Source organism: Corynebacterium sp. HMSC05D08, assembly GCF_001807215.1.
Taxonomy (GTDB): Bacteria; Actinomycetota; Actinomycetes; order Mycobacteriales; family Mycobacteriaceae; genus Corynebacterium; species Corynebacterium striatum.
The window spans coordinates 148,746-161,455 of record NZ_KV788361.1 but is presented as its reverse complement, the minus strand read 5'-3'; the positions used below and the strand labels follow the sequence as shown (position 1 = coordinate 161,455).

The following is a 12,710-nucleotide window of genomic DNA, read 5'->3' as shown; positions in this document are numbered from 1 at the left end:
GTGAGCAAAGACACTTCCAACTCCGGTGACCTCACCGGCTTTTACCCCGCCGGCAAGCACACCGACTATGCCGTCTTTTATCGGGGTAACTCGGAATCCGCAGCCGAGATTCCAGCCTGCTAAGACCGTCTACTTTTCCGGTTTCACGATTGGGAAGAGGACTGTCTCGCGAATCCCCAGGCCGGTCAGGGCCATGAGCAGGCGGTCCATGCCCATGCCGGTACCGGCTGTCGGAGGCATGCCCTGCTCCATGGCGGCAAGGAAGTCCTCGTCGAGCACCATGGCTTCGTCATCGCCGCCGGCGGCCAGACGAGCCTGATCCTCGAAGCGCTCGCGCTGGATGACCGGGTCAACCAGCTCGGAGTAGCCGGTAGCCAGCTCGAAGCCGCGGACGTAGAGGTCCCACTTCTCGGTAACGCCCGGGATGGAGCGGTGCTGGCGGGTCAGCGGGGAGGTCTCGACCGGGAAGTTCTTGACGAAGATTGGGCCTTCAAGCTGATCCTCGCAGAGCACCTCCCAGATCTCCTCGACGAGCTTGCCGTGGCCCCAGCCGCCGTTCTTTGGGACGTCGAGGCCGATGACGTCGGCGATGCCCTTGAGGGTCTCAACGTCGGTGTCGATGGTGACCTCAGGCTGGCCTGGGAACTTGCGCTGCAGGGCCTCGTTGAGGGACGGGTACATTTCGATCTCCGGCCACTCTTCGCCGCCGAAGTCGTACTCGGTACCGTCGGCCAAGGTGACCTTGTGGGAACCGAAGACCGCCTGAGCAACCGCCTGGATGGACTCGCGGGTGGTGCGGGCGCAGTCGTTGTAGTCGCCCCATGCGGCGTAGGTCTCGAGCATGGCGAACTCTGGGGAGTGCGAGCGGTCGACACCCTCGTTGCGGAAGTTACGGTTAATCTCGAAGACGCGGTCAATGCCGCCGACGACGGCGCGCTTCAAGTACAACTCCGGCGCGATACGCAGGTAGAGGTCGATGTCGAGCGCGTTGGAGTGCGTGACGAACGGGCGAGCAGCCGCGCCACCGTGCAGGGTCTGCAGCATCGGGGTCTCGATCTCCACGAAACCCTGGTCCTCCAGGTAGTTGCGCAGGGCGCGCATGACCTTCACGCGGGTCATCGCGTTCTTGCGGGCCTCTTCGCGCACGATGAGGTCGTTGTAGCGCTGGCGCACGCGGGTCTCTTCATTCATGTCCGCGAAGGCAACCGGCAACGGGCGCAGCGACTTTGCGGCCATGGTCCACTTGGTAGCCATGATGGACAGCTCGCCGCGGCGAGAAGCGATGACGCGGCCACGCACGGAGATAAAGTCACCCAGGTCCACGTCGGACTTCCAGGCAGCGAGCTGCTCCTCGCCGATCTCAGCCAGGGAGAGCATTGCCTGCACCTGGGTGCCGTCGCCGTCCTGCAGGGTGGCAAAACACAGCTTGCCGGTGTTGCGCATGAAGATGAGGCGGCCGGCGATGGCGTGCTCGGTATCAGTCTCCTCGCCCGCGGTGAGGTAGGTAACGCCTTCCTCGGTTCCAGGCTCCTCGCCTTCAGCAACGACCTGGAACTCGTGGCGCAGGTCGCGCATGGAGATCGTACGGTCGACGGTTACTGGATAGGCCTCAACGCCGGAGTCCAGCAGGCGCTCGCGCTTTTCGCGGCGGATGCGCAGCTGCTCGGGTACGTCGTTTACTTCGGGGGAATTCTTCTGCTCACTCACGCTGACAAGAATAGCCCATAGCAAGGTGAGGTCCTATGTTGAGGAGATGGCTTTCGGTGGGGCGTCGTCAAGCGCGCGGCGCCCCACCCTTTAACGAATAGTTCATTCAAATGACATTCTGATTACATAGTCTTGTCATAATCATGGGCTTACATAACTCCTTGGCAAAATCCCCCCATGACCTAGGAGCACTCAGCATGGCACTACTCGGTAAAAATCTACTTCCTTCCCGTTTTACTTCCTCCCGTTCAAGCCTTACCTGCACCTATAAGTGCGGCAACGCCTGCTTGGGTGAATGCGAAAACACCTCTGATAACGAATACTTCGGTGACCAAATCTCCCGCCGCACCGCCCTGCGCGCCGGCGGCCTGACCGTGGTCGCCGTCGGCGGCTCCGCGGCGCTTGCAGCGTGCTCGCCTTCCTCCACCGATTCTGCTGCTAGCTCCTCCACCGCTGCGGGCGGCGGCAAGACTTCCGACGCCAAGGTTGAGTTGACCTCCGCACAGGGCATGCTTTTCGACGCCGTCCAGCCCAACACCAAGGACGAGGTCGTCATCCCTGCCGGCTACGAGCAGTCCGTGCTCATCGCGTGGGGCGACCCAGTCATCGAGGGTGCTCCAAAGTTCGACGTCAACAAGCAGACCGCAGCCGATGCCGAGAAGCAGTTCGGCTTCAACAACGACTTCGCGGGCCTCATCGAGCACCCTTCCGACGACTCCCGCATGGTCTACATGTGCTCCCACGAGTACACCACCGAGCCAATGATGTTCCCGAACTACGACGCGGACAACCCTACCGAGGAGCAGGTCAAGATCGGCTGGGCTGGCCACGGCCACACCATTCTGGAGGTCTCCAAGGTCGAGGGCACCGGTGAGCTCAAGCGCGAGTTCGGACCCCTCAACCGCCGTATCACCGCCACGACCCCGTTTAAGCTCGTCGGCCCGGCGAAGGGCAGCAGCCTGGTCAAGACCAAGGCCGATCCCAAGGGCGAGACCGTCCTGGGCACCCTGAACAACTGCTCCGGCGGCGTGACCCCGTGGAACACCATGCTCTCCGGCGAGGAGAACTTTGACCAGTACTTCGCTGCTGGCGACATCAAAGATGAGAAAGCCAAGAAGTCCCTCGAGCGCTTCGGCATCAAAGACAAAGAGACCGACCGCAAGTGGGAGCGCTTCGACGACCGCTTCGACTGCTCCAAGGAGCCGAACGAGCCGAACCGCTTCGGCTGGGTCGTTGAGATCAACCCGCTGGACCCGAAATCCACGCCGATCAAGCACACCGCCCTCGGCCGCTTCAAGCACGAGGCCGGCAACATTCACATCGCTGAGGACGGCACCGTCGTGTGCTACTCCGGCGACGACTCCCGCTTCGAGTACATCTACAAGTTCATCTCCACCAAGAAGTTTGAGGAGGGCAACCTCGAGCACAACCTTTCCATACTGGACCACGGCACCCTGTACGTGGCGGTCCTCGAGGGCAACTCGCCTGCCGAGGAAATCGACGGCTCCGGCGTCCTGCCGGAGGACGGCAAGTTCGACGGTAAGGGCAAGTGGGTCAAGCTGCTGACTTCCGACACCGAGAACAACAAGTTTACCTCCCACGTTGACGGCTTCAGCGCCGAAGAGGTCGCCGTATTTACCCGCGAGGCTGCCGACAAGGTGGGTGCCACCAAGATGGACCGCCCCGAGGATGTCCAGGTCCACCCGGATAGCCACAAGGTCTACGTTGCCCTGACTAACAACTCCTACCGCGGGGCCACCGGCGAGAACGCCAAGAAGAACAAGGAAGATGTCAAGGAATGGGCTCCCGTGAAGGAGAACAAGAACGGCATGGTCATGGAAATCGAGGACGACCACGCGGGCGAGGAATTCACCTGGAACCTCTTCCTGGTCTGCGGCGATCCGAAGGTGGCTAACACCTACTTCGGCGGCTTCGACAAGTCCAAGGTTTCCCCAATCTCCTGCCCGGATAACCTGGCCTTCGACAACCACGGCAACCTGTGGATTTCCACCGACGGCAACGCGCTGGACTCCAACGACGGCCTCTACGCCGTGACCACCGAGGGCGAGACCCGCGGCGAGCTCAAGTGCTTCCTCACCGTGCCGGCTGGCGCGGAGACCTGCGGCCCCATCGTGGACGACGATCGAGTGATGGTCAACGTCCAGCACCCAGGCGAAGCTGACGACGCCACCTTCGAGGCCGCCACCTCGCACTGGCCTGACGGTGGCAAGTCCACCCCACGCCCGGCAGTGGTTGTGGTGTGGAAGAAGGACGGCAAAATCGGCGTTAACTAGGAGCCGCTAGCCCGGCTTCGCACCGCGTCCTCACCACTTGCGCAGCGTCCTCACCATTTGGACACCGCGAACCTAAATGGTGAGGACGCAATGGTGAGGTCACCCAACAATAATCACACTGGCCAACACAGGTCTCAGTGGTTATGGGGTGACCTCACCATTTGCATTTGTGGCGCGCACTACCTCGCCGCTACTCCACCACTTTCCATTTACCCAGGCCTGGTTACCAAGACCTCAAGGTCGCGGTCCGACCGCGAATAGTAACAGCGCACCGCGAACAGGAGTTCTGGGTTTCCAGGGGTGCAATTCCAGGCCTGGGTATTTGCTTACTGAGGGCGGGCGCGCTAGTTGCGGAGCTGGGCCTCCAACACGTCCTGAGCAAAGTCGAAGAGCGGGGTCACAACTCCAGCGCGCTGGCCCATGCGGCGAATGGCGCCCACCTGCGCGTCAAGTTCGTTAGGCAGGCGATCCTTGATGTCGCGCTGCATGGAAGAGGTGGCCTCCGGGTATTGCTGGCGGGCAAAGCCCATGGTTTCTTCGACCACCTTCTCTGGCAGCTCCACGCCCATGGCGCGGCCCACGGTCTCCACCTCGCGCATAAACGCCTCCAGCTGCTCGGGAATCTCTTTGCAGAGATAGCCGATCGGCTTATCCACCAGCGCGCCCAGCGTTCCTGTGGTGGTCACAAACATTGCCTTGGCCCACACATCCACCAACGGCGTGGGGTGGAACTTGCCGCGGGCGCCGGCGTCGTTGAGGGCGCTGGCAAGCGCTTGGCCCTGCGGCAGCGTACCCGGCACCATCGGCCCAAACGCCAGCGACAGCGGACCGGGATTGCGCTTGACCTTCGCCGCACCCAAGCGGGTGGCGTACACGCGGGCGACGCCGGCCAGAACATTCTCCTCCCCGAACAGATCCGCGGCAAGGTAGGGAATCTCCACGGAGTTGTGGGTCGTCACCACGGGAATCCCCGCCAATGACTCCGGGTCCGGGCCGAAAGTCGCGTTGCCTGGTAGCGCCTTCGAGGCGATAATCGCCACGTCGAGCCCGCCAAGCAGATCCTTGAGTTCCGCGAACGTCTCCGCCGCCAGCAGGCCGGGGAGGATGGTTTCTTTGTCATCGGCGTCGATAAGCGTCAGACCCGTGGTGCGCAGCGTCTGCAGCGTCTCGCCCCGGGCCACAAAGCCCACCTCATGGCCTGCCTGCGCGAGAATGCCGCCAAAATATCCACCGATGGCTCCCGCGCCAAGGAATCCAATCTTCATGGATTCCAGACTAGCTGTCTTGATTGTCCAAATTGCGGAAACCGATACCCAGCGGCAGGCTCACGCTGTCGATCAAGCGCGCTCCACCCAGGGTGGCGGCGACGAAAAGGCGCGCGTCCCCCTCCGCGGGCGGCTCGCCGAGGTCGCGTCCACGCAGCTCCAGGTACTCCGGCTCCACGCCCGCGGCGCTCAGCACCTCGCTGGCGACCTCCAGCACCTTCTCGGCGCCCGCCTCCGCGGCATAAGCACCGGCGGTCAGTGCGGCGGACAGGGCGCTCGCCTGCTCGCGGGCTTCCGGCGCCACGTCGGCATTGCGCAGGCTCATCACCACGCCGTCCGCCATGCGCACGGCCGGCACGCCCTGCACGCGCACGCCAAGGTGCAGGTCCGTACACGCCTGCTGCGTGGCCACGAGGAGCTCGTAGTCCTTCTCGCCCATGACGACGTCGCTTGGCGCAAGTGCACCGATGAGCCCCACGATGCGGGTCAGTTCTGCGCTCACGTCCTCCATGCCGTGAAACTGCGGGACGACGCGTGTGCGCTCGGGCGTAGCGGGGGCATGCCAGACGACGTCCACTTCCCCCAGCACATCCACATCGGTAAGGTCGCTGAGCGCGACGACCACAACGGCGCCGCGGATGCGACGGGCGGCCTGAATGAGGGCGAGGTGGCCCGCGTGCACGCCCTTGCCCAGCGGCACGAGAACGACGCGGCGGCCGGTCTTGCGGTAGGCGCTGCCCACCATGCGGATGCGGTCGATGTCCTCAACGACGTTCATCGGGTTTCCTCCTGTAGTGCCCACATTTCTAGTTCTTCGCGGTGATAGACCTCGCCAACGCGGCGGGCGGCTTCGAGGTAGGCGCGGCGCATGCCGGGCTCCTCGAGACTGCGGAACGCGGCGATGACCTCGGAGCTTTCGAGTGCCGTCAGTGCGTCGCCGTGGGCGGCCGTGACATCGGCAGCGTCGCCAAAGACGTCCGCGTTGGCGTCAACCGCGAGAAGAGTCAGCATTTGGGCATAATACACGCGGGCGGCGAGGGCGGGCCTTTCGATATCGCTAAACGACGCCGCCGTGAACTGCGCCTCCCCCAAAACCAGCTCGGCGACGGTCTCCCCTAGCTCGTCGACGGTGGTCACTGCCCAGCGCTCCGCCGAGTATGGGGCGACTGCGGCCACGACGCAGCCCTTGGTCTCTAGCGGGTCAAGCACCTGCACGCCGCGGGAGAGGCAAGTGTGGAAGACGATGAGACCATTGTGCACGTAGCCCTCGAGAAGGTCCACTGCCTGTGCAAGGCGCGCGTCCCCGACAGCGACGATGAGGGCCTGGTAGTTGCTCAGTTCGCTAAGGTCGCTGAGCGCCTCGACGGTGTGGCCCGCCGTTCGCATTTCGCCGGCGAGTAAACGGCCGGCATTAGACGCGCCGAAGACCGCTACGCGCATCCGCGGGGCGCGCATCTACTTCTTCTTTTTCATCGCCGCCATGAGCTCCGCCACGGAGACAGCGCCCTCGCGCGGCTCGTCGCTGCGGCGGCGTCCACGGGACTCGGTCTGCTCTGGGGCGCGGTGCTTATGGCTCGCTGGCTTAGGCTGCTGGCTTTCCGACGTCGCTTGCTGCCAACTGCGCTGCTGCGCAGGCGCTTCCTGCTTAGCGTGCGTGGACTGCTGGCCGTCCCAGCGGACGGTTTGGAAGGAAGCAGTATCGAATGTGGACTGTGGCGAGACCTGCGCGGACTGGCCCGCCGGGAAGTGCTGCTTCGGTGCGGTCTGAGGCGGCACCGGCTGTTGGGCGGGCGCCTTTTGTTCATTTCGCTGCTGGACTCGCTGCGCAATGATGTCGTCCAGCGGATTGTGCTGCGGCGTGCGCGGCGCGGATGGCTGCGAGCCAAGGCGACCAGCGACGGCGTCGGCAGTAGGTGCTCCCTTGGAAGCCTGGGTGAAGTTGACCTCCGGCTCGCGGGTCTTTTCCTCCAGCTCCATGATGCGGCGGGCCTCTGCGTGCAGCGCGGCCGGCTCATACGTGAACTCGTGGCCCGACAGCTCCTCGATCTGGGCGCGAATGGAGGCCAGCTCGCGGCGGATCTCCTCCATGATGTCGGAGTCCTGCTGCACCGGCGCAGGCTGACGTGAGCGCTCCGCCTCCAGCAACGCCGCAGACTCGGCTGCCTCGCGGCGGTAACGAACCACCAAGAAGAAGCCCAAGACCGCAGCCCACAACGCCGCGATGAGCGCCAGCTTCAATGCGCTCGCAGAACCCGAAATCAGCATGACCATGCTAGCGATGACGGCCAGAATCACTAGGACAATGAGTCCGATAGAACCAGCATCTGCCTTCTTCGGCGCGGAATTCTGAGTATTAGGGTTCGGAGCAGTCATGTCCACTAATCTACATTCCGTAGCTGAAAAAGACTTACTAAGTATTTCCCAGCGCGTCGGGCGGGACCTCACAATGGCGTTCCAAAACCACTCCTGCCACGGACAACGCCACGCCGCCCAGCGCCGAGGTGAGAACCCCAGCCAAGTCACTCGACGCGGCCACAAGTTCGCCCGCGCGCGGGAGCACATAAACCAGCATGCCCGCATAAACACCGCCGACGATGGCACCCGTCCACGCCGAGGCCTTACCCACCAGCAGAAACTGCGCGATGGTCAGCGGGTTGAGCTGCGATTTGTCCAGTCCAATCCCATGCTCGTCTTCCTTGGCGCTTCGCACTTTCCACGTCAGGAACGCACACACTAACGCCATGGCCCACAACGAAATAGACACCGTGGCCGGAATGGCCAACATGGAACCGTAAAAGCGGGTGGTCAGGATAGCTGCCGCTGCGGCAACAAACAGACCAGTGCCCACGAGCCAGCCAATCGACGTCCGCTTCATAGCGGTTTCACCTGCTCCACCTCGTGCGGGTCGAGCCCTGCGACGAGATCAGCCACGGCAGTATCACCCAAGCGGGCCTTAGGGTCCGCGGCCAACCACGGCACCAGAACGAAAGCGCGCTCGCGGGCAAAAGGATGCGGGAGGGTCAGTTCCGGGTCTTCGGAAGTAATGCCGTCTACCTGCACGATATCAACGTCGAGCGTGCGCGGTCCCCAGTGCCGCACGCGCACGCGCTCCGCAGCCTGTTCCAGGCCCTGCCCGCGGCGCAGCAACTCCATCGGTGTGGAATCCACCTCCACGATGAGCACTGCATTGAGAAACTCGTCTTGGTCCTCCACTCCCCACGGCGGTGTGGAATACACGGGCGAGACCGCGACGGTCTCTTCCGCGAACTCATCAAAGACCGTCTGCAACAGCGCGCGGCGGTCATCCATGTTGGAGCCAATCGACAATACCGCGCGCATCAGCCCATCTTCTTTCGGGAACGCCGTGCCACAACAGCGACGTCAGCGAAGGTGCGCGGAATCGGCGCCTTCGGTTTATGGATGGTCACCTCGACCGCGTGCAGCAGGTCGAATCGCTGCATGATGGTGTCCGCGACCTCGTTGGCCACGGTCTCGATGAGGTCCCGGGACGGGCCCTCCACGATGGTGGCCGCGACGTCGGCAAGCTCTGCGTAATTAACCGTGCCCGCCAAGTCATCGGTGGTGGGGAATTCCGTCCAACAGGTCACGTCCACGATGAAGGGCTGGCCCTCACGCTTTTCCTCCGGGAAGACCCCATGGTAACCAAAGCATTCGAGGCCGGTGAGTTCAATGCGGTCTGCCATCAGTTGCCCTTTCCATTGGTGTAACTGCCCGTGGCGTTTAGCCCGCCAGAATACTCCAGACCGGCGTTCCAGGCGGCGGCCACGTCCACGGCGTCACGGGAGACGCCGACCTCGTGCACGCGCACGCCCCACGCGCCCATCTGCGCAGAGATTGCGGTCACCGCAGCAGTGGCCGGGTCCGCCAGGAGCGGCGAGGACTCCACGCCGCGGTCCTCGCGGATGGCAGCAAGGAAGCGCTTGCGCGACGCCCCCACCAGGATGGGGAACTCGCCCTCAAGGAAGCTCGGGAGCGCTTTGAGCAGCGCCCAGTTGTCCTGCGGGGTCTTGGCAAAGCCCAGGCCCGGGTCGAGGACGATGTTGTCTGCGGAAACTCCTGCTTTAAGGGCGGCGTCGGAAAGCTGCGCTAGGCGTTCGTGCACGTCGCGCACCACGTCACCGCCGTGGTCGGCGCTACCAGCCGCGGAACCGAACTGCACGGTGCGCCAATGCATCAGGCACACGGGCAGCCCGGAATCGGCCATCGCGGCGTACATCTCTTTATCCGCGAGGCCGCCAGAGACATCATTGATGAGGTCTACGCCGGCCTCGGCCGCGGCACTGGCCACGGAAGCGCGCATGGTGTCGACGGAGGTCTTGATTCCCTCTTCGTGGAGCGCACGGATCACCGGAACCACGCGCTGCTTCTCGACGTCCGCCTCCACACGTACCGCTCCCGGCCTGGGCCTGGTGGATTCGCCGCCGACGTCGATCATGTCAGCGCCCGCGGCGACCAGCTCGCGAGCATGCGCGAGCGCGGCATCGACGTCGATCCAGCGCCCACCGTCGGAAAAAGAATCTTCGGTGACGTTCACGATTCCCATGACCAAGGTGCGGCCGGGGACGGTCAAGTCACTAACTGCCATTGCTAGCTCCTAATGAGGCTCATAACCTCGGCGCGGGATGCGGCGTTGCTCTTGAAACCGCCGCGCACAGCCGAGGTTGTGGTGGTGGCGCCTGGCTTGCGGATGCCGCGCATCGCCATGCACAGGTGCTCGCATTCGATGACCACGATCACGGATTGGGCATGGAGGACGTCGACAAGCGCATTAGCGATTTGGGAGGTCAGGCGCTCCTGGACCTGCGGGCGCTTGGCGTACAAGTCCGCCAGGCGAGCCAACTTGGACAGGCCGGTGACCTGACCGTCAGGGCCGGGGATGTAGCCGATGTGTGCCACGCCGTAGAAAGGCACGAGGTGGTGCTCGCAGGTGGAATAAATCGGGATATCACGCACGAGGACCAGCTCCTGGTGCTCTTCCGCGAAGGTCTTGTGGAGGACCTCGGTGGGGTCGGCGTGCAGCCCGGCGAAGACTTCCTTATAGGCGCGGGCGACGCGGGCCGGGGTCTCTTGGAGGCCTTCGCGGTCGGGGTCCTCGCCCACCGCAATGAGCAGTTCCCGCACGGCCGCTTCGGCGCGGGCTTGGTCGAATTCTCGCTTAGCTGGGATGTTATCGCTCATTGTCGTCCTTCTTAGTGCCGTTGTAAGGGTTATTCGCGCGCTGTTCCTCGCCGTAGCTGGACCACTGATCGCTTGGTTCCTGCGGCTTGGAGTGGCGGCCACCGACGCGTGGGATCTCGGAGGTGGGGCGATCGCTCGGCGCGGCCTCTTCCGGCGCGAAGAAGGTGTTTTTACCCTCCACCTTGTCGCCGGCGTGCTGGCCAAAGCTGAAGCCAATCTCGCCCTCGGCCTGGCTTTCACCGGCAAGGCGGCGCTCGCGGGCCGCGCGGGAAGCCTCCACCAGCGTCATGCGCTTCGGAAGCTCCTCCCCGCGTTCTTTGGCCAACTCGGCCGGGGTCTTAACCGGCTCGCGGCCAGCCTGGCGCGGGAAGCGATCATCTTCGTTCGGGAAGACGTCGAAAGCCGCGCGCGGCTCGATGCCTTCGAAGATGCCCTCCAGGTCCGGACGACGCAGGGTCTCCTTGTCCAGCAGCATTTCCGCGAGCTTATCCAGGTAGTCACGGTTTTCCGCCAGGATGTCATAGGCCTGCTGATGCGCACGGTCGAGCAGGTAGCGCATCTGCTCGTCGATGCGTGCGGCCACATCGTCGGAGTACTCAATGGAGCCGCCACCCATGCCGTAGCCGAATGGGTCGCCCTGCTCCTTGCCGTACTTTACGGTGCCCAGGTCCGGCGAGAAGCCGTACTCGGTGAGCATGGAGCGTGCAATCTTGGTGGCGTTCTCAATATCGGAAGAAGCACCCGTGGTCGGCGCACCGAATACGAGTTCCTCAGCGGCACGTCCGCCCATGGCGAAGACCAAGCGGGAGAAGAGCTCGTCGCGGGTGTACATGCCCTTGTCGTCTTCCTGCGAGGTCATCGCGTGGCCACCGGTGCGGCCACGGGCCAAGATGGTGACCTTGTAAACGCGCTCAATGTCCTTGAGCGCCCAAGCGGCCAAGGTGTGGCCGCCCTCGTGGTAGGCCGTGACCTTCTTCTCGTGCTCGGAGATGATCTTGCCCTGGCGGCGCGGGCCGCCCACCACGCGGTCGGTGGCCTCTTCGAGGGCGTCATAAGTAATGACGTTGCCGCCGATACGCGCGGTCAACAGTGCTGCCTCGTTAAGAACGTTAGCCAAGTCAGCGCCGGACATACCAGCAGTGCGCTTGGCCAGCTGCGCCACATCGACTTCCTTGGCCAAAGGCTTGTCCTTAGCGTGGACGCGCAGAATCTCCTCGCGGCCAGCCAGGTCTGGGTTAGTGACCGGAATCTGGCGGTCGAAGCGGCCCGGGCGCAGCAACGCCGGGTCCAGAATATCCGGACGGTTGGTCGCGGCAATGAGGATGACACCCTCACGGTCGCCGAAGCCGTCCATCTCCACGAGCAGCTGGTTCAGGGTCTGCTCGCGCTCATCGTGTCCACCGCCGGTACCGGAGCCGCGCTGGCGACCCACGGCGTCAATCTCGTCGACGAAGATGATGCACGGGCTGTTTTCCTTCGCCTGCTTAAACAGATCGCGCACGCGGGAGGCGCCCACGCCAACGAACATCTCCACGAAGTCGGAACCCGAGATGGAGAAGAAAGGAACGCCCGCCTCACCCGCGACGGCGCGCGCCAGCAGCGTCTTACCGGTTCCCGGAGGGCCATAAAGCAGCACGCCGCGCGGAATCTTCGCACCGAGTGCATGGTAGCGCTCTGGGTCATCCAAGAAGTCCTTGATTTCCTGCAGCTCGTCAACTGCCTCGTCCGCGCCAGCGACGTCCGCAAACGTGTTGGTGGGCATGTCCTTGGTCAGTTGCTTGGCCTTGTTACCTCCGATGCCGAACATGCCGCCGCCGTTTTGCTGCATGCGGGACATAAACCAGAAGAGGAACGCGAACAAGATGATCATCGGCAGCAAGAAGCTGACCATGGAGCCCAAGAAGGATTCCTGGGTGACCTTGGTCTGGTACTTCTCCGCCCCGGAGTCCTTTACCGAGTTGAAAATCTGCTCGGAGGCACGTGCCGGATACTTGGCGATGACCTCTTCAACGCCCTCGCGTTCCTCCACCGTGACCGGTTTCTTGAGCTTGAGGCGTACCTGTTGTTCGCGGTCGTCGATTTGCGCCTCAGCGACGTTCTTATCGCTGAGCTGCTTCATCGCCACAGAAGTATCCACCCGCATGTAGCTGCGGGAGTCATTAGTGAAGAAGGTAAATGCATACAGCGCAACCAAAACGAGCGCTGCGATTCCGCCGTAGCGGAGGACATTCTTGTTTTTCATCAG

13 protein-coding genes are annotated in these 12,710 nt (G+C 63.4%); 2 read left to right on the top strand and 11 right to left on the bottom strand.

All coding sequences use genetic code 11. The features are described 5' to 3' along the window. The gene (locus HMPREF3148_RS14165) at positions 1-123 is read left to right on the top strand and encodes a hypothetical protein (RefSeq protein ID WP_256364835.1); all 123 of its coding nucleotides are present in this window, start codon (positions 1-3) and stop codon (positions 121-123) included. 6 nt (positions 124-129) lie between these two features. On the opposite strand, the gene lysS is transcribed toward HMPREF3148_RS14165, so the two are convergent. Next, a complete protein-coding gene (gene lysS / locus HMPREF3148_RS12410) occupies positions 130-1,707 on the bottom strand; it encodes a lysine--tRNA ligase (RefSeq protein WP_034657100.1) in 1,578 nt (525 codons plus the stop codon). A 197-nt stretch (positions 1,708-1,904) separates the two neighbouring features. On the opposite strand from lysS, the gene HMPREF3148_RS12405 reads away from it, so the two are divergent. Beyond that, a complete protein-coding gene (locus HMPREF3148_RS12405; RefSeq protein WP_005529862.1) occupies positions 1,905-4,001 on the top strand; it encodes a PhoX family protein in 2,097 nt (698 codons plus the stop codon). A gap of 344 nt (positions 4,002-4,345) precedes the next feature. Here the strand turns inward: HMPREF3148_RS12405 and HMPREF3148_RS12400 are convergent, their stop codons facing one another. From HMPREF3148_RS12400 to ftsH, 10 genes are read right to left on the bottom strand one after another with little or no spacing between them, the layout of a single operon-like run. Beyond that, positions 4,346-5,266, bottom strand: a complete 921-nt coding sequence (locus tag HMPREF3148_RS12400) for a 2-dehydropantoate 2-reductase (RefSeq protein WP_049147072.1) — start codon at positions 5,264-5,266, stop codon at positions 4,346-4,348. 10 nt (positions 5,267-5,276) lie between these two features. Continuing rightward, positions 5,277-6,044: a pantoate--beta-alanine ligase gene (locus tag HMPREF3148_RS12395; protein WP_070509232.1), complete on the bottom strand. Its 768-nt coding sequence runs from the start codon at positions 6,042-6,044 to the stop codon at positions 5,277-5,279. Next, on the bottom strand, positions 6,041-6,721 hold the full coding sequence (locus HMPREF3148_RS12390) for a 6PGD fold domain-containing protein (RefSeq protein WP_083287777.1): 681 nt from the start codon (positions 6,719-6,721) through the stop codon (positions 6,041-6,043). Before HMPREF3148_RS12390 ends, HMPREF3148_RS12395 begins: the two co-directional genes overlap by 4 nt. After that, entirely contained in the window at positions 6,722-7,639 is a 918-nt protein-coding gene (locus HMPREF3148_RS12385; protein WP_049151421.1) for a DUF6779 domain-containing protein, read from the bottom strand. A gap of 37 nt (positions 7,640-7,676) precedes the next feature. Continuing rightward, complete coding sequence (locus HMPREF3148_RS12380) at positions 7,677-8,141, bottom strand: DUF3180 domain-containing protein (protein WP_049147076.1); 465 nt, start codon at positions 8,139-8,141, stop codon at positions 7,677-7,679. Further along, a complete protein-coding gene (folK, locus tag HMPREF3148_RS12375) occupies positions 8,138-8,605 on the bottom strand; it encodes a 2-amino-4-hydroxy-6-hydroxymethyldihydropteridine diphosphokinase (protein ID WP_070509230.1) in 468 nt (155 codons plus the stop codon). Before folK ends, HMPREF3148_RS12380 begins: the two co-directional genes overlap by 4 nt. Then, the gene (gene folB / locus HMPREF3148_RS12370; protein ID WP_005529852.1) at positions 8,605-8,970 is read right to left on the bottom strand and encodes a dihydroneopterin aldolase; all 366 of its coding nucleotides are present in this window, start codon (positions 8,968-8,970) and stop codon (positions 8,605-8,607) included. The genes folK and folB overlap by 1 nt, the downstream gene beginning before the upstream one ends. Next, complete coding sequence (gene folP / locus HMPREF3148_RS12365; RefSeq protein WP_070509229.1) at positions 8,970-9,872, bottom strand: dihydropteroate synthase; 903 nt, start codon at positions 9,870-9,872, stop codon at positions 8,970-8,972. Before folP ends, folB begins: the two co-directional genes overlap by 1 nt. 2 nt (positions 9,873-9,874) lie before the next feature. Beyond that, positions 9,875-10,465 (bottom strand): GTP cyclohydrolase I FolE, encoded by a 591-nt coding sequence (gene folE, locus HMPREF3148_RS12360; RefSeq protein WP_049063860.1) that lies wholly within the window; start codon positions 10,463-10,465, stop codon positions 9,875-9,877. Further along, the gene (gene ftsH / locus HMPREF3148_RS12355) at positions 10,455-12,707 is read right to left on the bottom strand and encodes an ATP-dependent zinc metalloprotease FtsH (RefSeq protein ID WP_049063859.1); all 2,253 of its coding nucleotides are present in this window, start codon (positions 12,705-12,707) and stop codon (positions 10,455-10,457) included. Before ftsH ends, folE begins: the two co-directional genes overlap by 11 nt. Positions 12,708-12,710 lie beyond the last annotated feature (3 nt).

Excerpts from the sequence above, each read along its gene's own strand:
- HMPREF3148_RS12405 (WP_005529862.1), top strand. The coding sequence starts at position 1,905 with ATGGCACTACTCGGTAAAAATCTACTTCCTTCCCGTTTTACTTCCTCC.
- HMPREF3148_RS12400 (WP_049147072.1), bottom strand. The coding sequence starts at position 5,266 with ATGAAGATTGGATTCCTTGGCGCGGGAGCCATCGGTGGATATTTTGGC.
- HMPREF3148_RS12395 (WP_070509232.1), bottom strand. The coding sequence starts at position 6,044 with ATGAACGTCGTTGAGGACATCGACCGCATCCGCATGGTGGGCAGCGCC.
- HMPREF3148_RS12390 (WP_083287777.1), bottom strand. The coding sequence starts at position 6,721 with ATGCGCGCCCCGCGGATGCGCGTAGCGGTCTTCGGCGCGTCTAATGCC.
- HMPREF3148_RS12385 (WP_049151421.1), bottom strand. The coding sequence starts at position 7,639 with ATGACTGCTCCGAACCCTAATACTCAGAATTCCGCGCCGAAGAAGGCA.
- HMPREF3148_RS12380 (WP_049147076.1), bottom strand. The coding sequence starts at position 8,141 with ATGAAGCGGACGTCGATTGGCTGGCTCGTGGGCACTGGTCTGTTTGTT.
- folK (WP_070509230.1), bottom strand. The coding sequence starts at position 8,605 with ATGCGCGCGGTATTGTCGATTGGCTCCAACATGGATGACCGCCGCGCG.
- folB (WP_005529852.1), bottom strand. The coding sequence starts at position 8,970 with ATGGCAGACCGCATTGAACTCACCGGCCTCGAATGCTTTGGTTACCAT.
- folP (WP_070509229.1), bottom strand. The coding sequence starts at position 9,872 with ATGGCAGTTAGTGACTTGACCGTCCCCGGCCGCACCTTGGTCATGGGA.
- folE (WP_049063860.1), bottom strand. The coding sequence starts at position 10,465 with ATGAGCGATAACATCCCAGCTAAGCGAGAATTCGACCAAGCCCGCGCC.
- ftsH (WP_049063859.1), bottom strand. The coding sequence starts at position 12,707 with ATGAAAAACAAGAATGTCCTCCGCTACGGCGGAATCGCAGCGCTCGTT.